This window comes from Mycolicibacterium pallens, from assembly GCF_019456675.1.
GTDB lineage: Bacteria > Actinomycetota > Actinomycetes > Mycobacteriales > Mycobacteriaceae > Mycobacterium > Mycobacterium crocinum.
Map to the genome: position 1 here is coordinate 2,979,566 of NZ_CP080333.1, position 23,527 is coordinate 3,003,092.

Annotated in this window: 19 protein-coding genes and 1 pseudogene; 9 read left to right on the forward strand and 11 right to left on the reverse strand. The window is 65.3% G+C overall.

Annotated elements, in window-relative coordinates:
• Positions 1 to 38: 38 nt before the first annotated feature.
• From K0O64_RS14650 to K0O64_RS14665, 4 genes and pseudogenes are all read right to left on the reverse strand, one after another.
• Entirely contained in the window at positions 39 to 1,508 is a 1,470-nt protein-coding gene (locus tag K0O64_RS14650; protein WP_096311471.1) for an FAD-dependent oxidoreductase, read from the reverse strand.
• Entirely contained in the window at positions 1,505 to 2,413 is a 909-nt protein-coding gene (gene bphC / locus K0O64_RS14655; RefSeq protein WP_071944753.1) for a biphenyl-2,3-diol 1,2-dioxygenase, read from the reverse strand. The genes K0O64_RS14650 and bphC (K0O64_RS14655) overlap by 4 nt, the downstream gene beginning before the upstream one ends.
• An 8-nt stretch (positions 2,414 to 2,421) precedes the next feature.
• Positions 2,422 to 3,607, reverse strand: a pseudogene (locus K0O64_RS14660) (acyl-CoA dehydrogenase family protein).
• A gap of 100 nt (positions 3,608 to 3,707) precedes the next feature.
• Positions 3,708 to 4,028: a 2Fe-2S iron-sulfur cluster-binding protein gene (locus tag K0O64_RS14665; RefSeq protein ID WP_083542621.1), complete on the reverse strand. Its 321-nt coding sequence runs from the start codon at positions 4,026 to 4,028 to the stop codon at positions 3,708 to 3,710.
• Between the two features lie 132 nt (positions 4,029 to 4,160).
• Between K0O64_RS14665 and K0O64_RS14670 the strand changes: the two genes are divergently transcribed.
• Genes K0O64_RS14670 through K0O64_RS14690 form a run of 5 tightly spaced genes read left to right on the forward strand, consistent with a single transcriptional unit; the run spans position 4,161 to position 9,254 of the window.
• Complete coding sequence (locus tag K0O64_RS14670) at positions 4,161 to 5,774, forward strand: flavin-containing monooxygenase (protein WP_071944751.1); 1,614 nt, start codon at positions 4,161 to 4,163, stop codon at positions 5,772 to 5,774.
• Positions 5,775 to 6,578: a mycofactocin-coupled SDR family oxidoreductase gene (locus K0O64_RS14675; RefSeq protein WP_071944749.1), complete on the forward strand. Its 804-nt coding sequence runs from the start codon at positions 5,775 to 5,777 to the stop codon at positions 6,576 to 6,578.
• Entirely contained in the window at positions 6,575 to 7,408 is an 834-nt protein-coding gene (locus K0O64_RS14680; RefSeq protein ID WP_071944746.1) for a mycofactocin-coupled SDR family oxidoreductase, read from the forward strand. Before K0O64_RS14675 ends, K0O64_RS14680 begins: the two co-directional genes overlap by 4 nt.
• Positions 7,409 to 7,434: 26 nt before the next feature.
• The gene (locus tag K0O64_RS14685; RefSeq protein ID WP_071944744.1) at positions 7,435 to 8,286 is read left to right on the forward strand and encodes an enoyl-CoA hydratase; all 852 of its coding nucleotides are present in this window, start codon (positions 7,435 to 7,437) and stop codon (positions 8,284 to 8,286) included.
• Positions 8,283 to 9,254, forward strand: a complete 972-nt coding sequence (locus K0O64_RS14690) for an NAD-dependent epimerase/dehydratase family protein (RefSeq protein WP_071944742.1) — start codon at positions 8,283 to 8,285, stop codon at positions 9,252 to 9,254. The genes K0O64_RS14685 and K0O64_RS14690 overlap by 4 nt, the downstream gene beginning before the upstream one ends.
• Positions 9,255 to 9,269: 15 nt before the next feature.
• Here K0O64_RS14690 and K0O64_RS14695 read toward each other — a convergent pair whose 3' ends face one another.
• From K0O64_RS14695 to K0O64_RS14705, 3 genes are read right to left on the reverse strand one after another with little or no spacing between them, the layout of a single operon-like run.
• Positions 9,270 to 10,727 (reverse strand): FAD-dependent oxidoreductase, encoded by a 1,458-nt coding sequence (locus K0O64_RS14695; RefSeq protein WP_071944740.1) that lies wholly within the window; start codon positions 10,725 to 10,727, stop codon positions 9,270 to 9,272.
• A 1-nt stretch (position 10,728) separates the two neighbouring features.
• Positions 10,729 to 11,637, reverse strand: a complete 909-nt coding sequence (gene bphC / locus K0O64_RS14700) for a biphenyl-2,3-diol 1,2-dioxygenase (RefSeq protein ID WP_071944738.1) — start codon at positions 11,635 to 11,637, stop codon at positions 10,729 to 10,731.
• 14 nt (positions 11,638 to 11,651) lie between these two features.
• On the reverse strand, positions 11,652 to 12,833 hold the full coding sequence (locus K0O64_RS14705) for an acyl-CoA dehydrogenase family protein (RefSeq protein WP_071949842.1): 1,182 nt from the start codon (positions 12,831 to 12,833) through the stop codon (positions 11,652 to 11,654).
• Between the two features lie 118 nt (positions 12,834 to 12,951).
• Between K0O64_RS14705 and K0O64_RS14710 the strand changes: the two genes are divergently transcribed.
• Positions 12,952 to 14,556, forward strand: a complete 1,605-nt coding sequence (locus tag K0O64_RS14710; protein ID WP_071944736.1) for a flavin-containing monooxygenase — start codon at positions 12,952 to 12,954, stop codon at positions 14,554 to 14,556.
• A gap of 87 nt (positions 14,557 to 14,643) precedes the next feature.
• Here the strand turns inward: K0O64_RS14710 and K0O64_RS14715 are convergent, their stop codons facing one another.
• Positions 14,644 to 15,498, reverse strand: a complete 855-nt coding sequence (locus K0O64_RS14715) for an alpha/beta fold hydrolase (protein ID WP_071944734.1) — start codon at positions 15,496 to 15,498, stop codon at positions 14,644 to 14,646.
• Between the two features lie 170 nt (positions 15,499 to 15,668).
• Here K0O64_RS14715 and K0O64_RS14720 point away from each other — a divergent pair, with 170 nt between their 5' ends.
• The 3 genes from K0O64_RS14720 to lhgO are packed head-to-tail and all read left to right on the forward strand — an operon-like array spanning position 15,669 to position 20,499.
• The gene (locus tag K0O64_RS14720) at positions 15,669 to 17,876 is read left to right on the forward strand and encodes an adenylate/guanylate cyclase domain-containing protein (protein ID WP_083542908.1); all 2,208 of its coding nucleotides are present in this window, start codon (positions 15,669 to 15,671) and stop codon (positions 17,874 to 17,876) included.
• Positions 17,876 to 19,291, forward strand: a complete 1,416-nt coding sequence (locus K0O64_RS14725) for a mechanosensitive ion channel domain-containing protein (protein ID WP_071944732.1) — start codon at positions 17,876 to 17,878, stop codon at positions 19,289 to 19,291. Before K0O64_RS14720 ends, K0O64_RS14725 begins: the two co-directional genes overlap by 1 nt.
• A gap of 5 nt (positions 19,292 to 19,296) precedes the next feature.
• Positions 19,297 to 20,499 carry an L-2-hydroxyglutarate dehydrogenase gene (gene lhgO, locus K0O64_RS14730; protein ID WP_071944730.1) on the forward strand — a complete coding sequence of 401 codons (1,203 nt, stop codon included), beginning with the start codon at positions 19,297 to 19,299 and terminating at the stop codon, positions 20,497 to 20,499.
• 5 nt (positions 20,500 to 20,504) lie between these two features.
• On the opposite strand, the gene K0O64_RS14735 is transcribed toward lhgO, so the two are convergent.
• Genes K0O64_RS14735 through K0O64_RS14745 form a run of 3 tightly spaced genes read right to left on the reverse strand, consistent with a single transcriptional unit; the run spans position 20,505 to position 23,482 of the window.
• Entirely contained in the window at positions 20,505 to 21,812 is a 1,308-nt protein-coding gene (locus K0O64_RS14735; RefSeq protein ID WP_071944728.1) for a DUF1214 domain-containing protein, read from the reverse strand.
• Positions 21,802 to 22,965, reverse strand: coding sequence for a sulfotransferase family protein (locus K0O64_RS14740; protein WP_071944726.1), 1,164 nt, complete (start codon positions 22,963 to 22,965; stop codon positions 21,802 to 21,804). Before K0O64_RS14740 ends, K0O64_RS14735 begins: the two co-directional genes overlap by 11 nt.
• A 49-nt stretch (positions 22,966 to 23,014) precedes the next feature.
• Positions 23,015 to 23,482: a MarR family winged helix-turn-helix transcriptional regulator gene (locus K0O64_RS14745; protein WP_071944723.1), complete on the reverse strand. Its 468-nt coding sequence runs from the start codon at positions 23,480 to 23,482 to the stop codon at positions 23,015 to 23,017.
• Positions 23,483 to 23,527 lie beyond the last annotated feature (45 nt).

Sequence of the window (23,527 nt, forward strand, 5' to 3'; positions counted from 1 at the left end):
AGCACCGCGAGGCGGAGGGAAAATCGGGTCTGGCCGGGCTACGCGATCGAGGCCGCACGACCCGCGCGTCGGCCGTAGAAGCTGCCGTCACCGAGTGAGATACCGCTGGCGTAGCCCCAGGCCGCCAGCCCTGCGGTGCAGCGCCCCGCGGCGAACAGTCCGGGAATCGGCTCTCCGCTCACGTGGATGACTTCGCCGTCCAATGAGGTCATCAGACCGCCGAGGGTGAAACCACCGCAGCTGGCACGCAGGTCGATGGCGCCGACCGGAGTCCCGACCGGCTTGATCCACTCGGGCTTCTTGTGCAGCAACGGATCCTCGCCGCGCACGGCCGCCTCGTTGTAGGCGCCGATCGTCGCCTGCAGGGAGCCGACCGGCAGACCGATCTCGGCCTCCAGTTCGGCGACCGTGTCGCACACCCACGTCGCGGGCCGCTTGAGGAAGGGGGTGGCCGACGTCGCCGCCATCGCTTCCTCTTGTGCGTCGCCGTCGATGATCAGATACGCGGTGTCGTCCTGCCGGTACAGCGTCAACTGGCCGATGCGGCCGGAGTACATGTCCTCGGGCACGTATCGCTGGCCGAAGCCGTTGACCAGGACGCCCCGCACCGTCTGTTGCGGATCGATCAGGAACGCCACCTCGGTGGCATCCATGTGCGCGAGGTCCGCGCCGAGCGCCTGCGCCATCCGGATCGCACGGCCGTCGTGTTGTTCGATCGACGCGGCGGGGCGTCCGGCGATCGCCGGTGCGAACTGTTTGACCATCGACTCGCTGTAGGCGAAGCTGCCCGCGGCCAGCATGACCCCGCGACGGGCGCGCACCCGCACCGTCTGGCCGTACTGCCGCGCCACCACGCCGGCCACCCGACCATCGGATTCGACGATCAGAGTCTGTGCCCGCACGTCATAGACGGCTCGCACACCGAGCGACGTCGCGGTCTCGACCAGTGGCTTCATCAACATGAAGCCACCGCTCTTCTCGCCGGCTACCTTCCCGGTCATCTGCGGAATGTGTCCGCGTGGCGCGGGCTCAGCGATCGTGTTGAACGGGTAGGCGTTCTCGCCGCCGGTGAACATCAGACCCTGGTCGCCCGGCGGCTCCCAGCCGGGCTCACCCCAGAACTCGGGCTTGAACGGAACCCCACACTCCGTCAGCCAGTCGAAGTGGGCGAGGCTGCCCTGGCAGTAGTCGGCGATGCGCTCCTCGTCGGCCCCCGGCCCCATCGCCACGTTGAGAAATGCCGCCATATTTTGCGGCGAATCATCGAAACCACAGGCCTTTTGGATCGGCGTACCGCCGCCGAGGTAGATGAAACCACCGGCCATCGCCGCCGCACCGCCCCACGATCCGGTGCGTTCGAGCACCAGCACGTCGGCGCCAGAGCGCGCTGCTTCCACCGCGGCTGCGGCACCCGCGATGCCGTAGCCGACGATGACCACATCGGCCTCGTGATCCCAGTTGTCGATCGACGACGCGGCGACCGGGTGGACGTCATCCTCGGCGGTCATGGGCGCATGGCCGCCGGAAGGTCAGACACCCATTGATGGCCCCAATAGCTGTCGGCGGTGATTTCCTCTGCGGTGTAGTACATCTCGTCGACGCGCATCCCTTCGGTGCCGAATTCGATATCCCAATCACCAGGCGCGCGCACGTAGAACGACACCATCTTGTCGTTGGTGTGCCGACCCAGCGTCGACGATAGCTGAAAGCCCTCGGCGTTGACCCGATCTAGGGCCTGACCCACTGCGTCGAGCGAGTCGACTTCGACCATCAGATGGATCAAGCCGGGATCGCGAACGGTCTGCGCGGGGCAGATCGCCAGGCTGTGATGGCGTTGGTTCACGCCCATGAACCGCACGCGCACCGGTCCGAATTCGGGCGGCACCGGGACCCGGAACGCACCGCGCGATGTGAAACCCAGCACTTCGGTGTAGAAGGTAAAGACGCCGTCGACATCGAGGGCCGGAAGCACCACGTGTCCCAAACCCTGCGTGCCGGTGACGAATCGCGCCCCGAAAGGAGTTATCACGGGCGAGTGGTCGAGAACCGCGCCGTGGAAGACCTCCAGCGAGGTCCCCGCCGGATCCTCAAAGGCGATGACTTCCTCGACGCGTCGGGCATCAGCCTCTTCTTGCGTCAGTCGCTTGAAGGGCACACCGGCGGCATCCAATCCCGCCAGGAGCTCTTCGAGTGCGACGTGGTCACGCACTTCCCATCCGACCGTGACGATTTTGTCCACGTCGCCGGGCACGACAATGATGCGGGCGGCACGCTCGTCCATCCGCAAGTACAGCGCTGAGGCATCGGACCCCTTGCCGTGGGCAAAGCCGAGGACGTCGAAGGCGAAATGTCGCCAGCGGTCGATATCGGACGCAGCTACGGTGACGTAGCCCAGACCTTTGATCAGACTCATGGGATTCCTCAGATCATCGCCCGAAGCGGACCCTGCGGATCCACGCCCAGCGAGCTCAGGGCCGACGCGTGATAGACGGTCCCGGGCACGTGGATGGCGTGTGCCTGGCCGACGTGCACATCACGCCAATACCGTTGCAGCGGCTTGTCCATCCGGGCGGCATTGCCGCCACAGCGCGCGAAAATCTTATCGACAGCTGATACGGCGCGCCACACCGCACGCACTTGGGTGCGCCGGCCCGCTGCGCGGTCCTCGAACGACACCTCCTTGCCCGCGTCGACCATGTCGTAGATGCGGTCGGCGTTGGCGAGCAATTCCTGTCGGGCGGCGTTGATGTCGGCCGCGGCCTCACCGATGGCGTACATGACGTAGGGATCGTCCTTGACCGCAACGCCGCTGGTAGTCCAGCGCGGCGGCCAGTGCACCTTCGGCGATACCGATGGTGGCGGCACTGATTCCGAGCGGGAACATCGTCGACCATGGCATGAGATACAGGGTCTCGGCCATGCCCGCTTCACGCTGAGCGGTGCCATCCATCACCTTGGTCGCATCCATCGTCCGGTAGGACGGCACGAATGCGTCCTTGACGATGACGTCCTTCGAACCGGTGCCGCGCAGGCCGACGACGTTCCACGAGTCCTCGACGATTTGATAGTCCTTGCGAGGCAGGATCATGTGCAGCATCTGTGGGGGCATCAGGGGCTTGCCGTCGGTGTCGCCGAGCATCGCGCCCAAGAAGATCCAGTCACAGTGGTCGGTGCCCGAGCTGAATTGCCACCTGCCGTTGAAGCTGAATTGCCACCTGCCGTTGAAGATGTATCCGCCGTAGACTGGGGTGGCGACACCCTGCGGCGCGTAGGGCGAAGCCACCCAGGTGTCGACATCGTCGGCCCAGATCTCGGCCGCCACCCTGGGGTCGGCGTAGGCCAGTTGATAGGGGTGCACGCCCACGACGCCGTTGATCCAGCCGGCGGACGGATCGAGTGCGGCGGTCGCCATGACGGTCTCGGCGAATTCTCGGGGATGCACCTCCAAGCCGCCGTGGGCCTTCGGCTGCAGCAGTCGAATGTTGCCCGCCGACTTCATGAGTTTGACCGTATGGTCGGTGAGTTTGCCGATCTTCTCCGCCTCGGCACCTTGGTCACGCATTTGATCCGCGATCTGTCGGATGTGGTCGATTACCCGCTCGGTCATGATGTGGTCCTATCGTCGCTCACTGTCGTCGATCGTGTACCGCTCCTGAACGTGCGGCGGTGACGATTCCCGGTCAGCGGAAAGCCGCTGTTCATCGTGTTCAGAATTCGATGTGCAGGTCGTCGGACACCGGCCGCGCCTGACAGCTCAGAATCACCCCGTCGGCGAGATCGTCGGCTTCGAGGATGTCGCAGCCGGCCATGTGAACTTCCCCGGTCACCGTGGTCGCTGCGCAGGAGCCGCAATGACCTTCCTTGCAGGAGTGCGGGACATCAATCCCGGCAGCGATCATGGTGTCGACGAGCGTGGCGTCTCGGGGCCAACGAAAACGGTGTGTCGTTCCGTAGAGGTCCACTCGAACGATGGCGGCGTCGGCGTCATCGAGATCTGTTGCCGTAGTGCCGGGTTCGGGTTCGGTCATGAGCACCGATTCTCGCGGGACGCGATGTCGGCGCGCACCGGAGGGGTCCGATGGCCGGGACGTCAAATATGGGCGTCCGTTGACCGGGAAGCCCACGCAGCACCCCGGCGCTGACCGCTTACCGTCCAGCGCGTGAGTAGTACACCGAATACCAGTGTCGACGTCATCGTGGTGGGTGCCGGGTTCGCGGGACTCTACGCCCTGCACAAGTTCCGCTCACAGGGGTTGTCGGTGCGGGTGTTCGAGGGGGCACCGGATGTCGGCGGCACCTGGTACTTCAACCGCTATCCCGGTGCGCGCTGCGACGTTGAGAGTGTGGACTACTGCTACTCGTTCTCCGATGAGTTGCAGCAGGAATGGACCTGGACCGAGAAGTACGCGACCCAGACCGAGATCTTGGCCTACATAACCTGGGTCGCCGACAAGCTCGACCTGCGCCGCGATATCACGTTCGACACTCGGGTCACCGGTGCGGTTCTCGACGAACGGACCTTGCGATGGACGGTGACCACTGACGCCCAGGAGACAGTGGAGGCCCGGTTCCTCGTCATGGCCACCGGCCCGCTGTCCGCGGCGTTGACGCCGGACTTCAAGGGCTTGAGTAACTTTCGCGGCGAGGTGTATCACACCGCACACTGGCCGCACGCCGGCGTAAATTTTACCGGCAAGCGCGTCGCAGTGATTGGCACCGGATCGTCGGGCGTCCAGTCGATTCCGATCATCGCCGACCAAGCTGAACAGCTCTACGTGTTCCAGCGCACGCCGAACTACAGCGTGCCGGCAGGCAACCGACCGTTGACGGCCGATGAGATCGCCGACATCAAGGCGAATTACACGCAGCGACGCGAGAGATCGTGGCGCAGCGGTGGTGGATCGCCGCATGTTGCGCATCCGAAGTTGACGATGGAGGCGAGCCCGGAGGAGCGTCGGGCGGCGTTCGAGAAACGCTGGGAACTCGGGGGAGTGCTGTTCTCCAAAACGTTCACCGATCAGATGGTCTCTCTGGAGGCCAACGACGAAGCCCGAAAGTTCTACGAGGAGAAGATCCGAGCCGTCATCGACGATCCCGACCTCGCCGATCTGCTCATCCCCGATGACCATCCGATCGGGACCAAGCGAATCTGCACTGACTCCAACTATTTTCAGACATTCAACCGGCCCAACGTCACGCTGATCAGCGTTCGGAACACACCGATCGAGTCGATCGATGACACGGGCATCAACACCTCGGCAGCGCACTTCGAGATCGATGCGCTGGTGCTTGCCACCGGCTTCGACGCGTTGACCGGTGCACTCGCCAAGGTCGACATCGTCGGCCGCGGTGGCCAGCGGTTGGTCGAGGACTGGGGTGACGGACCGCGAACCTACCTCGGGTTGGGCACCGACGGCTTCCCCAACCTCTTCCTGGTATCGGGCCCCGGAGCGCCCGCAGTTCTGGCGAACATGGTCTTACATGCCGAAGCGCATGTGAATTGGATCGCCGACGCCATCACATACCTCGGCGATCACGGTTACAGCGCGATCGAACCAACCGCCGATGCCGTCGACGGCTGGATCGCGGAGTGTGCGCGACGCGCCGAAGGCACGTTGTTCACCAAGGCCAACTCGTGGTACATGGGTGCCAATGTCCCTGGCAAGCCGCGGACCTTCATGCTCTTCATCGGTGGCTTCGCCACCTATCTCGACATCTGCAACGAGGTGGCCGCAGCGGGATACAAGGGTTTCGATCTGCTCAAGGCGCCGTGAATGCCCGCACTGAGGGACAAGGTCGTCCTGGTGACCGGCGCGGGACGAGGCACCGGGCGCGTGCATTGTGAGCGCTTTGCCGACGCTGGCGCCGATGTCATCATGCTCGACCACGCCGAGGCCGCCGAGGATTTGCGCGAGACGGCCGAGCAGGTCTCCCGGCGGGGCAGGCGAGCCGTCATCGGAATCGCCGACGTCACCGTCCTCGCTGAGGTCACCGCGGCGGTCGATGCGGGCGCCGAGCAGTTGGGCCGAGTGGACATCGTCGTGGCCAACGCCGGTATCCACACTCCGGGTGGGCCCGCGTGGCAGATCAGCCCGCAGGAGTGGCAGCGCACCATCGACGTCAACCTCACCGGCGTCTGGCACACGGTCCGGGCAGGAGTTCCGCACATCGGTCCCGACGGTGGCTCGGTTGTGATCATCAGCTCCACCAACGGAATACGCGGCACCGCCGGCACCGCCCATTACACCGCGACCAAACATGCCGTCGTTGGTCTGGCCCGCACTCTGGCCAACGAACTGGGTCCCAGAAGCATTCGGGTCAACACCGTCCACCCGGGGCCGGTGGCGACACCGATGGTGCGCAACCCGGCGACGTACAAGCGGCTGCGGCCGGATCTCGACAACCCCACCGAAGCCGACGCCGTCGAGGTCCTCGCCGCTCGCAATCTGCTTCCGGTGCCCTGGGTCGAGCCCGTTGACGTGGCGAACGCCGCCGTCTTCCTGGCATCGGATCAGGCCCGCTACATCACCGGAACCCAGCTGGTGGTCGACGCCGGCCTGACCCAGAAGACGACATGAACGGCCGACTGGCGGGCAAGACGGCCTTCATCACCGGCGCGGCTCGCGGCATCGGCCGCGCACAGGCGGTGCGCTTCGCGCAGGAGGGCGCGCACGTCATTGGCATCGACCTCTGTGGCCCTGTGGATTCCGTGCACGTGCCCCCCAGCCTCCCGGCTGATCTCGACGAGACCGCACGCCTGGTCGAGGACGTCGGTGGTCGCATCATCACCGACATCGTCGACGTGCGCGATCTCGAGGCGTTGCGCGTGAGCGTCGACCGGGGGGCTGCCGAGTTCGGCGGACTCGACATTGTCTGCGCCACGGCGGGTATCACCTCCCGAAGTCTCGCCATGGAGATGGACGAATCGACCTGGTGCACAATGCTCGACGTCAACCTGACCGGAGTGTGGCACACCTGCGCGGCCACGGTTCCCCACCTGATCGACCGCGGGGCAGGCTCGATGGTGTTGGTCAGTTCGATCGCCGGGTTGCGGGGACTGGTCGGCGTCGCTCACTACACCGCGGCCAAGCACGGTGTGGTCGGTCTGATGCGCAGTCTGGCACAGGATTTGGCCCCGCACAGTATCCGCGTCAACACTGTGCACCCGACCAATGTCGATACGCCGATGATCCAGAACGACGTGGTGAGCAGCGCGTTCCGGCCCGACCTGGGCCGGCCGCCGACCCGGGACGAATTCGCCGAGGCCGCGACCACGATGAACATGCTCCCCGTGCCGTGGGTGGACCCACATGACGTCGCCAATGCCAGCTTGTTCCTGGCCTCCGACGAGGCGCGCTACATCACCTCGGTTAGCCTTCCGGTAGACGCCGGCAGTACTCAGCGCTAGGCACAGCGGCTTTCGAAAGGCCTGAGATGACTGCACTCGACACTGAGGTGGTGACCTACGAAGTCATCGGCGGGACCGCGCTGGTCACGATGAACAGACCCCGCTACCGCAACGCCCAGAATTCGGTCATGACCTATGCGCTGGACGCCGCGTTCCAGCGTGCCGTCGAAGACGGCGATGTTCACGTGATCGTGCTGGCCGGCAACGGTGACCATTTCAGCGCCGGCCATGACATCGGCACACCCGACCGCGATCACCATGTGTCGTACGACAACAAGGCGGCGCTGTGGTGGGACCACGTCGACAAAGAGGGCGGGGACATGCGCTACGCCCGGGAAGTCGAGGTCTATCTCGGGATGTGCCGACGGTGGCGGGAGATTCCCAAGCCCACCATCGCGATGGTGCACGGTGCCTGCATCGCCGGTGGCCTGATGCTGGCGTGGGTCTGCGACATGATTATCGCCTCTGACGACGCCTTCTTCTCTGATCCTGTTGTGCGTATGGGTATCCCGGGTGTCGAGTATTTCGCGCACCCCTGGATCGTGGGGTCACGTTTCGCCAAGGAGATGCTGTTCACCGCGGACAAGTTCGGTGCACAACGTGCCTACGAGATCGGGATGGTCAACCGGGTCGTGCCGCGCGCAGAACTCCGCGCCGTGACACTCGAGATGGCCGAACGCATCGCGACCATGCCGAGATTCGGTCTCGCACTGGCCAAGCGCGCAGTCAACCAGTGCGAAGACCAGATGGGCTTGCGCAACGGGATGGATGCGGTGTTCGGGCTGCATCACTTCGCCCACGCACACAACGCGGAGGTCGGTCAGGACTCCCTGGGCGGTCTTGACGCGAAGGCCATGGCATCGGATCCGGGTAAGTGAAAGTCGCTGTCACCGGGGGAACCGGTTATCTGGGCGCGCACCTGGTGCGTGGACTGCTCGCCGCCGGACACAGCGTCTCGCTCCTGGCCGAGCCGGGCTGGGACAATCCGGATCTGCTGCGCCGATTCTCGGATTTGGGCAGTGTGACGGTCCATCGCGGTGACGTGCGCGAGCCCACCCAGGTCGCCGCATTGCTGGCTGACAGCGAGGCCGTGGTGAACGCGGCGGGAGTGGTCGGTACCGACGACCGCCGGGAGAAGCTCATGTGGGAAATCAACGCCCACGCCGCCGAAGCGATCCTGCAGCAGGCCTGTGCGCGCGGACTCGATCCCATCGTGTTGGTCAGCAGCTACAGTGCGCTCTTTCCACCTCCGGGCCCGGTGATCACGCCGGACAGCCCGACGGCGCAGGGCAAGTCGGCGTACGCGAGGACGAAGTCGTATGCCGAGCGGGCAGCCCGCCGGATGCAGCAGGACGGCGCCCCCGTTGTGGTGACTTACCCATCCAGCGTTGTCGGCCCGTCATTCTGGACCTCGCCCGGTGTCACCGAGCAGGGTTGGGCGGCGATCGTCAACGGTGGTGTGGCGCCTCGTGTGCGCAACGCGGGCATGATGATGATCGACGTACGCGATGTTGCCGACGTCCACTGCGCGTTGATGCGTCCGGGGCAGGGGCCGAAGCGCTACCTATGTGGCGGTACGTTCCTGAGCTTCGATGAGATGATCTCCGCGCTCGAGGCAGGGTCGGGTCGGAAGATCAAACGAATTCCGATGAGCCCGCGAGTATTTCGCACGCTGGGCCGCATCGCGGATCTGGCCGGCAGTGTTCTCCCGGTCAGTTCGGGATTCAGTCACGAAGCGGCACAATTGATTACGGCCGCGATCCCGACCGATGACCGCCAGACCCTCGCTGAGCTCGGCCTGACATGGCGCTCACCGCGGGAGGCGATCATTGCGACATTCGCCTGATCTGTTCGTCGATGCCTACCCCCGAGCGGCGGCGCGCCCCGCACGGCGGCCGTAGAAACTGCCGTCGCCCAACGAGATACCGCTGGCATAACCCCATGCCGCCAGACCCGCCGTGCAGCGTCCGGCCGCGTACAGGCCCGGGATCGACTCGCCACTGACGTGCAGCACCTCGGCATCGAGGCTGGTGCGCAATCCGCCGAGCGGGAATCCGCCGGTAGCGTGCCGTAGGTCGATGGCGCCCACCGGGCTGCCGATCGGCCGCAACCACCGAGCCTTCTTGTGCAGCAGCGGATCCTCACCGCGGGCCGCGCCCTCGTTGTAGCGCGCCACCGTGTCCTGCAGGCTTCCAGGGGGAAGGCCCATCTCGGCCTCGAGTTCGGCGACCGTTTCGCACACCCACTTCGGCTTGCGCAGAATCAGCTTCGGCGTCTGCGAGGCCAAGGCTTCCTCCTGGGCCGCTTCGTCGAGGATCAGATACGCCGTGTCGTTCTGGTGGTAGAGCGTGAGCTGACCGGCGCGGCCCGGATAGGTGTCCTCGGCGACGTAGCGCTGCCCGCGCGCATTGACCAGAATGCCGCGCACCAGCTGCTGCGGATCGACCACGAATGCGACCTCGGTGGCATCGGTGTGCGCGAGGTCCGCGCCGAGCGCCTGCGCCATCCGAATGCCCTGTCCGTCATGCTGTTCCACCGCCGAGATCGGCCTGCCGGCGATCCGAGGGGTGAATCGGGCCATCATCGATTCGTTGTAGGCGAAGCTTCCGGTGCCCAATACGACGCCACGGCGCGCCCGCACCGCGATATCGGTGCCGTACTGGCGGGCGGTGATCCCGACGACCCGCCCGTCGGATTCGACGACAAGTGAATGCACGCGAACGTCGTAAAGCGAGCGCACACCACGGTCGGTCGCGGTCTCCACCAACGGCTTCATCAGCATGAACCCGGCGCTGGCCTGGCCCTGCTTCTTGTTCTGCATCTGCGGCACATGTCCGCGGGGAGCGGGTTCGGCAATGGTATTGAACGGGTACGCGTCCTCGCCGCCGCTGTACATCAGGCCCTGGTCGCCCAGCGGCTCCCAGCCCGGCTCGCCGAAGAACTCCGGTTTGAACGGAACCCCGCAGCGCACCAACCACTCGAAGTGCTCGACGCTGCCCTCGGCGTAGTCGGCGATGCGGTCGGAGTCCGCACCGGGGCCCATGGCGGCGTCGAGAAAGGCCGCCATGTTCTCCGGAGAATCGGTGAAACCACAGGCCTTTTGCAGAGCCGTGCCGCCACCCAGGTAGATGAATCCGCCGGCCAGCGCCGCGGCGCCGCCCCAGGCTCCGGCCCGCTCGAGCACCAGAACGTCGGCGCCGGCTCCTGCGGCCTCGACCGCCGCGGCAGCGCCCGCGACGCCGAAGCCAACGGCGACGACGTCGGCCTCGTGGTCCCAGTTCGCCACCGAGGCGGCCGGGACCGGGCGGACCTCGGTCATGTCAGGGACGCATCGCGGCGGGCAGGTCGCCGACCCACTTGTGGCCCCAGTAGCTGTCGGCGGTAATTTCCTCTGCGGTGTAATGGTTTTCGTCGATCCGCAGGCCGCCGGTGCCGAACTCGATGTCCCAGTCGCCGGGTGCGCGGACGTAGAACGACACCATCTTGTCGTTGGTGTGGCGGCCCAATGTGGAGGACAGCTGGAATTCTTGGGCGGCGATGCGGTCCAGCGCCTCGCCGACCGCGTCCAGGCTGTCGACTTCGACCATCATGTGGATCAGGCCGGGATCGCGCTGGTGCATGGCCGGGGCGATCGCCAGGCTGTGGTGGCGCTCGTTGATCCCCAGGAAGCGGATCCGGATCGGGCCGAACTCCTTGGGCAGCGGCACGCGGAAGGCGCCACGGGACACGAAACCCAAGACGTCGGTGTAGAAGTCGAACAGGCCGGGTGCGTCCATGGCGGGCAAGACCACGTGACCCAATCCCTGGTCGCCGGTGACGAACCGCGCCCCGAAGGGGGTGATCACCGGGCTGTGGTCGAGCACCGCGCCGTGGAACACCTCCAGGTGGGTGCCTGCCGGGTCGTCGAATGCCACGACCTCCTCGACGCGCCGGTCGTCGGCCTCCGATTGCGACAGCTGCTTGTAGGCCACCCCGGCGCCGTCAAGGATCGCTTTCATCTGCTCGAGGGCGGCGTGATCGCGGACCTCCCAGCCGACGGTGTTGATCCGATCACCGTCGCCGGGAACGACGATGATCCGGGCGGCGCGCTCGTCCATCCGCAGGTACAGCGCCGACGGGTCAGGCCCCTTGCCTTCGGCGAAACCCAGGACACCGAAGGCGAATTGGCGCCAGCGCTCGATGTCGGCGGTGTGGATGGTGACGTAGCCGAGGCTTTTGAGGAGGCTCACCGATGCGCTCCCCGTCAGATCATCGCCCGCAGCGGACCCTGCGGATCGACACCGAACGAACTCAACGCCGACGCGTGATACACCGTGCCGGGCACGTGGATTGCGTGTGCCATGCCGGTGTGTGCATCACGCCAGTACCGCTGCAGCGGCTTGTCCATCCGCATCGCGTTGCCGCCGGAGCGAGCAAAGATCTCGTCCACCGCGCTGACGGCACGCCACACCGCACGTACCTGGGTGCGCCGTCCGGCGGCGCGGTCTTCGAACGAGACCTCCTTGCCGGAGTCCACCATGTCGTAGATCCGGTCGACGTTGGCCAGGATCTCTTGGCGAGCGGCGTTGATGTCGGCCGCGGCCTCGCCGATCGCGTACATCACGTAGTGGTCGTCCTTGATTGCGGTGCCTGCGGCACTGACCCGCTCGCGTTGGTAATCCAGGTGTGCGGCCAGCGCCCCTTCGCAGATGCCGATGGTGGCCGAGGAGATGCCCAGCGGGAACATCGTCGACCACGGCATCAGGTAGAGGGTGTCGGTCATTCCCGCTTCACGCTGCGCGGTGCCGTCCATGACCTTGAACGCATCCATCACGCGGTACTCGGGGACGAAGGCGTCCTTGACGATCACGTCTTTCGAGCCGGTGCCGCGCAGCCCGACGACATCCCAGGAATCCTCGACGATCTCGTAGTCCTTGCGCGGCAGGATCATGTGCAGCATCTGCGGCGGCATCTGCACCTTGCCGTCGGCGTCGCTCTTGATGGCGCCCAGGAAGATCCAGTCGCAATGGTCGGTCCCGGAGCTGAACTGCCATCTGCCGTTGAAGATGTAGCCGCCGTCGACCGGTCTGGCGATGCCCTGCGGGGCGTAGGGCGAGGCGACCCAGGTGTCGACGTCGTCGGCCCAGATCTCCTCTGCCACCCGCGGGTCGGCGTAGGCCAGCTGATAGGGATGCACACCGACGACACCGTTGATCCAGCCGGCGGCCGGGTCCAAGGCGGCCAAGGCCATCACGGTTTCGGCGAACTCACGCGGGTGCACCTCCAGGCCGCCGTGCTTGGCCGGCTGGAGTAGCCGGATGTGGCCGGCCTCCTTCATCGCCTTGACGGTCTCATCGGTGAGCTTGCCGATCTTCTCGGCCTGTACGGCCTGCTCACGCAGCTGGTCGGCGAGCTCCATCGTCTTGTCGAGCACCGAAGCGGTCATCATGCATCCTTGTCCAGTTCTGGGCTGTTGGCTCCATCCTGAACCCGCGAGGCGGTCCGTATCGGCCAATGTCTCGATGAGCGGGGCTACGTAAGAATTTCGACCTACGCTGCAGAACATGAGCGCACGTGAGGTCGACGTGGTGGTGGTCGGCGCCGGTTTCGCCGGGCTGTACGCGCTGCACAAGTTCCGTAACCAGGGGTTGTCGGTTCGCGTTTTCGAGGCGGCGCCCGAGGTGGGCGGCACCTGGTATTTCAACCGATATCCAGGCGCCCGGTGTGACGTCGAGAGTGTCGATTACAGCTACTCGTTCTCCGACGAGTTGCAGCAAGAATGGACGTGGACCGAGAAGTACGCCACCCAGACCGAGATCCTGGCCTATCTGAACTGGGTCACCGACAAGCTCGACCTGCGTTCCGACATCACGTTCAACACCCGGGTGACCTCGGCGGTCCTCGACGAGGCGACGCTGCGCTGGACGGTCACCACCGACGACGACCGGATGACAACTGCGCGGTTCGTGGTGATGGCGACCGGAGCCCTCTCGGCAGCCATCACGCCCGCGTTCGACGGCCTGGATCGCTTCGCGGGCGAGACCTACCACACCGCGCACTGGCCCCACGAGGGCGTGGACTTCACCGGCAAGCGGGTGGCGGTGATCGGCACGGGTTCGTCTGGGATCCAATCGATTCCGATCTTCGCCGAACAGGCCGAGCACCTGTACGTCTTCCAGCGCACCCCGAACTACAGCATCCCGGCCGGCAACACACCCCTGACCGCCGAGCAGGTGGCCGAGGTCAAGGCGACCTATGCCGAGCGCCGCCGAGTCTCGTTCCGCAGCGGCGGCGGCTCGCCGTATGTCGGCACCACCACACTGACGTTCGAGGTATCCGAGAAAGAACGGCGGGAAGCGTTCGAGAAGCGTTGGCGCCTCGGCGGTGTGCTGTTTTCCAAGACGTTCCCCGATCAACTCATCGATCAGGCCGCCAACGACGAGGCACGCCGGTTCTGGGAGGAGAAGGTGCGGGCGGTCATCGACGACCCGGATGTCGCCGATCTGTTGATCCCCGACGATCACCCGATCGGGACCAAGCGAATCTGCACTGACTCCAACTACTTTCAAACGTTCAATCGGCCCAACGTCACGTTGATCAGCGTCCGCCGCACGCCGATCGTGTCGATCGACGAGACCGGTATCAACACTTCCGAACAGCACGTGGATCTCGATGCGATCGTGTTCGCCACCGGATTCGACGCGCTCACCGGCGCACTGGGCAAGATCGACATCGTCGGGCGTGGGGGAGAGCTGTTACGCGACGACTGGGCCGACGGCCCGCGCAGCTACCTCGGCCTGGGTGACGATGGCTTCCCGAACCTGTTCGTGGTCACCGGCCCTGGGGCCCCGGCCGTGCTCGCCAACATGGTGTTGCACGCCGAGGCGCACGTCGACTGGATCGCCGATGCCATCGCTTATCTCGACACGCACGGATACGTCGGCATCGAGGCGACACCGGACGCGGTGGAGCATTGGCTCGCCGAACTCAACCAGCGGGCGGCAACCACGCTCTTCCCGAAAGCGAACTCCTGGTATCTGGGCGCCAATGTGCTTGGGAAGCCACGGGTTTTCATGCTCTTCATCGGCGGCTTCGGGGCGTACAACGACATCTGCGCCGAGGTCGCCGCGGCCGGATACAAGGGTTTCGACCTGATCAAGGCGCCCTGAGCGGTCAGCCGCCGACTGTGGGGGCTATGCACGAAAAGCGATCGAAATCTGTGCACGACACCCACAGTCGGGCGCACATCCGCGCCGTCAGTCCCGTTGCAGGAAGCTCATCACCGCGCTCTCGAACGCCTGCTTGGCCTCGATCATCACCCAGTGCCCGCAGTTGGGGAACACGTGCAACTCGGCATTGGGGATGGTGCGCATCGGGATCAGCGCCATATCCAGTGGGCTCACCCGGTCGTCACGCCCCCACGTCAGCAGTGTCGGGGCCTTGACCTTGTGCATGATCGCCCAGGGCAGCGGGAAGTCCGCGTTGCGCATCATCTTCGTCATCGCCGCGAACGCCGCCTTGCCGTACATCCGGCGCGCACTCTCGAGCGTCTCGGGATCGGTGGCCAGCGCGAAACGTTCCTCGATGAGCTCCTCGGTCACCAGGGCCGGGTCGTAGACCATCGAGTTGAGCCAGTCGATGAGGCGCTGCCGGGTGGGGTCTTCGGTGAACTCCTGCAGCAACCGGATGCCCTCACTGGGGCCCGAGCTGAAGATGTTCGTGCCGATACCACCGATGGTGACCAGCTTGCCGATCCGGTCGCGGTGATTGATCGCGAAGTTGATGCCGACTCCGCCGCCCATCGAGTTGCCGATCACGTCGACCTTCTCCAGGCCCAGCGCGTCGACGAAGGCCGGCACCGCGGCCTGGGCATCCAGCATCGGGTGGCCGCCGAAGTCGTGGCTCACCCCGAAGCCCGGGAACTCCAGCACCAGGCAGCGGTAGCGCTCGGCGAAGAAGGCCAGGTTGCCGCGGAAGTTGCGCCAGCCGGTGACACCCGGGCCGGAACCGTGCAAGAGCAACAGGGTGGGGCCCTCGCCGGCCTCGTGGTAGCGCAGAACGCCCTTCTCGGTGGAGATCTCGCGCTTGGTGCCTTCGTAAGTCGTGTCCACGGGTGCTATCCGACCATCGTGGTCGCCGGTGTGGCAACCAGCTGTACCGCTGGCCGGACCGCGGCCAGGATCACTACATCATCGGCCACATCAGCCCCATTGGTCACAGATTGCGGTACTCTGCTCTCCTGACACGTGCCTTTCAGGCCGTGCCGGGCGAAGGGATGCCTATGACGCAAGTGTCTGAACAAGACGCTGCCGAGGCCGACATCGACCGAACGCCGCAGGCCGGCCGGCCGCGGAACCGTCTCGATCGCTTCCGGCGCCGCCGACTGCTCGCGCACGTGAGCATCCTGTCGAAGCTCATCCTGATGATGGTGCTCTGCACCGTGCTGGCGTCCGCGGTGATCGGGGGCATCGCCTTCAAGGCGGGCCGCGCCTCGATTCGGGAAGCGGTGTTCAGCCGCCTCACCGAGGTCCGGGGATCGCAAACCCGAGCGCTCACCAACCAGATCTCGGACTTGAGGAATTCGCTGATCACCTACACCCAGGGGGTCAGCACCCAGACCGCTCTGGAGGAGTTCACCGCCGGATTCGATCAGCTGTCGACCGTGCAGATCACTCCCGCGCAATCTCAGACCATCACCGACTACTACAACAACACGTTCATCAAAGAGGTCGAGCAATACAGCGGGACGAAGCTCGACGCGGCCGCACTGCTGCCGACGACCAACCCCGAGCGGTATCTGCAGGCGAACTACACCGCGCTGCGGAAGGACGACGACAACGCGATCACCATCAACGACGCCCGCGACGGAAGCATGTGGTCGGCCGCCAATGCACGCTTCCAGGACTTCTTCCGGCAGATCGTGACGCGCTTCGATTTCGAGGACGCGCTGTTGCTCGACGGTCGCGGCAATGTCGTCTACAGCGCCTACAAGGACGTCGATCTCGGAACCAACATCCTGGACGGGCCCTACTCCGGATCCAAACTTCGCCAGGCGTACCTGAAAGCGATGTCGGCCAACCAGATCGACTACGTCGGCTTCACCGACTTCGAGTTCTACCAGCCCGCTGAAATGCAGCCGACGGCATGGATGGTGGCGCCGCTACTCAAGAACGGTCGCGCCGAAGGAGTGCTGGCACTGCAGTTTCCGATCACCAAGATCAACCGGCTGATGACGTTCGACAAGCAGTGGCAGCAGGCCGGAATGGGCGAGACGGGGGAGACGGTCCTCGGTGGGCCGGACGACCTGATGCGGTCGGATTCGCGTCTGTTCCTGGAGGATCCGCAGCAGTACAAGTCCGCTGTCGTGGAAGCAGGCACGCCTCCCGACGTCGCCGATATGGCGATCCGTCAGGGTGGCACCACACTGATCCAGAAAATGACGTCCGCGGCGACCCTCAACGCCCAGAAGGGGGAGACCGGAACCGTCATCACCAAGGACTATCTCGGTCAGGAGACCTTGCAGGCCTATGCGCCTCTGGTGATCAAAGACTCGGAACTGCACTGGTCCATCGTCGCGAAAGTGACCACCGCAGAGGCGTTCGCCCGCGAGACAGCGTTCACCAAGACCGTCGTGCTGGTCACCACCGGCATCGTGTTCGTGGTGTGCCTGCTGGCCATATCGCTGGCCCAGATCTTCGTGCGTCCGATCAGGCGGCTGGAAGCTGGCGCCCAGCGGATCAGTGCCGGCGACTACAACGTGGCCATCCCGGTCGACAGTCGCGACGAAATCGGAGATCTGACAGTCGCGTTCAACGAGATGGGCCGCAGTCTGACGGTCAAGGAAGACCTGATCAATCAGCAGCGCAAGGAGAACGACGAACTGCTGCGGTCGCTGATGCCCGATGCGCTGGCCGAGCGGTTCAAGCAGGGCGAGGAGATCATCGCCGTCGAGCACCAGAACGTCACCGTCATCTTCGCCGACCTCATCGGCCTCGATCGCCTACAGGCCGAGCTGGCCACCGACGCATCGCTGGCGTTGGTCAACGAGCTGATCCGGCAGATCGACGCCGCCGCAGAGAATTTCGGCATGGAAACCGTCCACACCGTGCGCAACGGCTATCTCGCGAGCTGTGGGCTGATTGTGCCGCGGTTGGACAACGTGCGCCGGACCGTGGACTTCGCCATGGAATGCCAGCGGATCGTCGAGCGGTTCAACGCTGAGACGGGCAACGACCTGCAGCTGCGCGCCGGCATCGACACCGGCATGGTCAGTAGCGGGCTGCTCGGGCGCCCGTCGGTCGTCTACGACATGTGGGGCGCAGTGGTGAACCTCGCACATCAGATCAAAGATGGCTCGCCACAACCCGGAATCTACGTCACCTCCCATGTCTACGAGGTGCTGCAGGAGACGATGCAGTTCGATTCTGCGGGTAGCGTCTCGGTCGACGGTGAGGCGAATCCGATCTGGCGGCTCGCGGAGCGTCACTGATGGCCAACGTGTTCTCCTCGGCATGGTTCTACTGGGCGGTCGGCATCGCTTTCGGCCTTCCGCTGGGATTGGTGGCGCTGACCGAGTGGCAGCACGCGCTGCAACGCAAGCAGGGCGCTTTGCTGCGGCCCGTGACGATTCTGCGCAACTACCTTCTTCCGCTCATCGCACTACTGCTGTTGATGCTGGAGGCCAATCAGATTCCGCCGCACGCCACGTCGGTGCGGGTCGTCGCGACCCTTGCGGCGTTCGTGGTTCTGGTGCTGATGCTCTCGGGCATCAATGCGGCGCTGTTTCAGAGCGCACCGGACGGGTCCTGGCGTAAGCGGATGCCGTCGATCTTCCTCGACGTTCTGCGTTTCGTCCTGATCGCGGTCGGGGTGGCGATGATCTTCGCCTACATCTGGGGCGCCAACGTCAAGGGTCTGTTCACCGCGCTGGGCATTACCTCGATCGTCGTCGGCCTGACTCTGCAGAATTCGGTCGGCCAGATCATTTCCGGGCTGCTGATGCTCTTCGAGCAGCCGTTCAAACTGGGGGATTGGATCGAGACCCCGCAGGCCAAAGGCCGTGTCGTCGAGGTGAACTGGCGCGCCACACATCTCGAGACGGGGACCGGTCTGCAGATCACCCCGAACTCCGTGCTCGCCAGCGCATCGTTCACCAACCTCAGTCGCCCCGAAGGCCAGCACACGTGCGAGGTGGACGTCGTCTTCGCCCACGACGATCCGCCAGACCGGGTGTGCGACATGCTCACTCGCGCGGCAGCCGAGCTGCCCCAATGCGATCCGGACCGCGCGCCCAAGACGGTCCCGATCGGCGGTATGGAGTACCGCACGAAAATTCCGCTGAAGTCACCCGCGGAGGACGGAAAGGCCAAAGCCACATTCCGGCGCTGGATCTGGTATGCCGCCCGGCGCGAAGGGCTGCACCTCGACGAGACCGACGACGAATTCTCCACTCCAGAGAGAGTTTCCGAAAGCTTCAACAAGGTCGTCGGTCCGGTCTTGAAGTTGCGCCGCGACGAGCACGAGGATTTGGTCGAGCACGCCAGGATTGAGCGCTACGGTGATGGCGAACGCATGCAGCGCGCCGGTGAGGTTCCGAGCGGGATGATGTTCGTCCTGTCGGGCACCGTGCAGATGAACGCGCATCTCGAAGATGGTTCGCAAGTGATGGCCTGGACCCAGGACGAGGGCTCGTTCCTCGGCCAGTCCACGCTGACCCGGCAGCCCGTGCTCGGAAGCGCCTACGCGGTCGGCGAGGTCGCGGTGGTGTACCTACCTCGCGACACGGTCGCCGACCTGGTGCAGCGCAATCCGCTGCTGCTGCAAGAACTGGGCCGGACGATCGAGGAACGCCGCGAACACGTGCTGCGAGCGGTCGACCAGGCCACTGACGTCGATATCGATTGAGCGCCATGGGTTCTGCCGATCGGTACGACCTCGTGGTCGTCGGCGCCGGCATCGTCGGCCTGGCCGTGGCCCGAGAGTGGATGTGGCGCCGCCCCGATGATTCGGTCGCCGTCCTGGAACGCGAAGCCGCGCCGGCGCGCCACCAGACTGGCCACAACTCCGGAGTGATCCATGGCGGCATCTACTACCAACCCGGATCGCTGAAGGCCAGGCTGTGCGTCGAAGGTGCGCGGCTGATGTACGAGTACTGCGAGCACAACGCGATCAAGCATGAACGGTGCGGCAAACTGATCGTCGCGGTATCGCCCGCTGAGCTCGGTCGCCTCGACGATCTCGAAGAGCGCGGTATCGCCAACGCCGTGCCGGGTCTGCGTCGCATTGGCCCCGAGGAGATCGCCGAGATCGAGCCCAATGCCGTTGGGCTGCAAGCACTTCATGCGCCCAACACCGGCATCGTCGATTACCCCGCCGTGGCCACCACCCTGGTCGATGAACTGACGGCCGCGGGGGTCTCGGTGCGGTTCGGCACCGCGGTGACCGCGATCGACGGCGGAGAGAATCCGGTTGTCCACACCGCCGGCGGCCCGCTGCGTGCCGGCACGGTGATCGCCTGTGCCGGACTGTGGGCCGACCGCCTCGCCCGACGTGCGGGGGCGCCGCGAGATCCGCAGATCGTCCCGTTCCGCGGGGCCTACCTCGGACTCAAACCCACGCTGTCACCGCGCCTGAACGGGATGATCTATCCGGTGCCCAACCCGGACCTGCCGTTCCTCGGTGTGCACATCACCAAGCACATCACCGGCGATGTGACACTCGGACCCACCGCCATGATGGTGGCTGCCCGCGACGCGTATTCGTTGCGGCGGTTGAGTGTTCGCGACTCGTGGGAGACGCTGACCTGGCCGGGCACCTGGCGGGTGGCGCACCGCTACTGGCGGGTGGGGCTCGACGAGATCCGGATGGCGGCCAGCCGCAAGGCGTTCGTCACCGCCGCCGCCCGCTACATGCCCGGGCTGACGCCGACTGATCTGGACGGCAGTTCACACGCGGGTGTCCGAGCGCAAGCCGTCGGCCGCGACGGCTCGCTGGTCGACGATTTCGTGATCTCCCGCGACGGTCGCATCTCCCATGTGCGCAATGCGCCGTCCCCGGCGGCCACGTCGGCGTTCGCACTGGCCCGCGAACTGGTCGACCGCGTCACCGGCTAGACGAGTCAGTACTGGCGGTACCTGCGCTGCACGTGCGCCTGCCGGATCGCGATCTGCGCGGCCCGCTCGTCGGGCGTTACCGTCCGCGTGGTGGCGGGCATGCGGCTGCGCACGTCAGCCAACGGGACTGTGCTGACCGAGATTTCGGGGAGCTGCTCGGGATCCTGGGCGTAGGTCCAGCGGAAGCTGAGGAAGCCCTTCCGCAGCCCGGTGGTGTCCAGCCAGTTGGGTACGCCCGGATCGCCTGCGGCGACGACGTAGCGGACGATGCCGTCGTCATCCGGTTCGGCCTGGAAGCCGTTGAGACTGGATTGGTGATTGGCGTAGTCGAGCGATTCACCCCACAGGTTGCTCAGGTGGAACCCGCTGTAGGCGGGTTGCACCGGGACGCTCGTCTCGATCAGCAGTGCCTCGTCCGGCTCGAGGTCGAACACCCCACCGGAGTAGACGTTCGTGTTCTGCCCGCCACCGGTGGCCAGGTTGGCGCGAGCAGGTGCGTTCAATCCGTTGCGCGGCATGAATGTTGCGCCGTCGCCGTTACGATCGCCGTGCGCCTCCAAGATCACGTCGTAGAACTCGTTCCAGAACTTCATCTGGTTCTCGACGATCGAACCGGCACGACGCATCCGGCTGGCGGCATCCGCGGCGTCGATGGCCCTGGGATGCCGTCCTTCCTGACCGATCTGCTCGATGTGCAAGTCGGGGCAGTACTCGTGGGCCCAGTCGTGGAACAGCACCCGCACGATGAGGTATTGCGCTGTCCATGAGCCGGTTTCGGTGACCCGGCTAGGCAGGAAATTGCCGGTGAACCCGGTTGGGGCTTGCGGACCGACGAGGATCTCGAACTGCCCGTCGCTCTCGATGCGCAACTCGCTGCTGTCCAGCGACCCGGTGATCATGCGATGGGCTGGGCTCAGTTCCATCAGGCTGCCCGAGTCCCCGGCGTATGCGGTGTGGGTCTCGAAGATCATGTACTGCGGCGCCTGCGCGAGCACCCGGCCACGGATGCGGTACGTCTGATCGCCGTCGATGGCCGCCGACAGGTACAGCGCGTCGGCGTTGTCGATGGTGGCCTTGTCGGTCGGCTGGATGGCGCGCCGAAAATAGGGGAATTCGGGGTGTTCGAAGAAAGCCCGCTCGATCGCGGCGAAGGTGAATCCGAGGAGGTAGCGGTAACCCTCGGCCAGGCCGCGTTCGCTGGGCGGGGGAGCGTGCAGCTCCTCGGAGTCCACGGCGTCGCGGGCGCGGTTCAGGGCAGCAGTGAGGTCGTCCCAGGCGGCACGCAGCTCGCCGGCACCGTGATCAGTTGACACCTGCGTGCTCTCCTTCGTGTCCTTCGTTCGACCAGCCGAACTGGTCGAAAAGGGGTGCGAGCCGGACGTGGATCGCCTGCGGATCCAGACCGAACTCCTCGAGGCTGTACCGGTGGGTGGTCTCGTGGCCCTGCCCGCGCGAGGCGCTGATGGCTGCGGCCACATCCGGTGGCAGATCGAGGTCGAGCTCGTCGTAGACCCGCCGCATGGTGGCCGCAGGCTCGCCGACCAGATCGCGATAATCGACCACACACGAGCGGATCTCGGGGTGACGGGCCAGCACGTCGAGCGGATGACAGTAGGAGTCGAAGGACTGGTCGGCCAGGATTCGGATCGATTCCAGGATCAACCGCTCGTCGCGGCCCTGTAGTTGCCAGGTGGTTTGCAGCATCTTGAGCAGGCTCGGGATGGTCTCGTACGGATTCCGCATGGGCACAATGAATTTCGCGTCGGGGAAGGTTTCGATGAGTGATTCCACGCGCCCGCAGAAGGTGGGGTTCTTGCTCAGGTGGGTCCGGCCGCCGTTGAGGGCCACTTGGCGTCGGACGCATTCTGCGTAGAACGTCATCAGCCGGCGGCGCTTGCGTTCACTCCACCTGTCGACGTGGTAGAAGTCCAGTTGACCCAGGTAGGGGAACAGCACGATCCAGAATCCGGACCCCAGCGACCACGTGAGCAGGAAGTCATCTTCTTCCGCGGCGAAGAAGCCGGTGCGGTGCATGTCGTTGGTCTCGGCGAAGGCGCGTTCTTCGATCGCGTCGATCCTGTGTCGCAGCCGCTTTCCGAATAGCACCTCGTCGGCACGGAACAGCAGCCGCAGCAGCCGCTTCTCCAGCAGTGAGGGGAAGAACATCTCGTACATCAGGACCACGCTGAACTGGTCGTCGCGCGCCATCAGGCGATGCAGATAGGTGGTGCCGCTGCGGGCATGCCCGACGCAGAAGACCGGTTCGCGGACCTCGGTGCGCCGCAGCGAGGGGAACAGCAGCGGATCCAACGCGAAGCAGATGGCGTGGATCGCCGCCATCGCCGGAACGCCGATCAGGAACGCGGCGAGCAGTTTTCGTCGACGGCCACGGTCGGGCTCGGCGCGCACGAGTCGCAGCATCGTGACGTAGTTGCCCACGTCGAAGTAGAACCGTGCCCCGGCCATGGTCGAGAGTAGGAGCGAAAGATTGACAAAGTCAAGCAAACGGAGTGGTTCAGTCGTCGATCGGGGTGGCAAGGGAGTCGGCGACGAATCGGGTCAGGAGCCGATCGAACTGATCGAGTTCGGCTTCCGTCCAGTCCGCCAGCGCCCTTTGGAGGTGGCCGATGCGTACGCCGAGCAGCTTCCCGGCGACGCGTCGTCCCTGCGAGGTGACGGTCACGAGGGCGACTCGCAGATCGGCCGGGTCCGGGTTTCGCGTGACGAGGCCCGCGTCCACCAAGGAGGTGACCTGACGTGTCGCCATTCCCATGTCCATGTGGGTACTGCGCGCGAGGGCACCCATGGCGAGCGGGCCGTTGTCGATCAGTGCTCGAAGCAGCGCATACGACGGTTGGGTCAGGCCGACGCCGGCGGCGGCGGCCTGACGAGCGAACAGGGACCGGCTGCTGGTCAGGCGCACGACCTGGGCCAGCGTTCGACTGATCGAGTCGAGCGAGGCGTCCTTCGGCGAAGAAGTCACAGCGCGTCCGTTCCACGGTGTCCGCTTTTTATGGGGTGTCAGCAA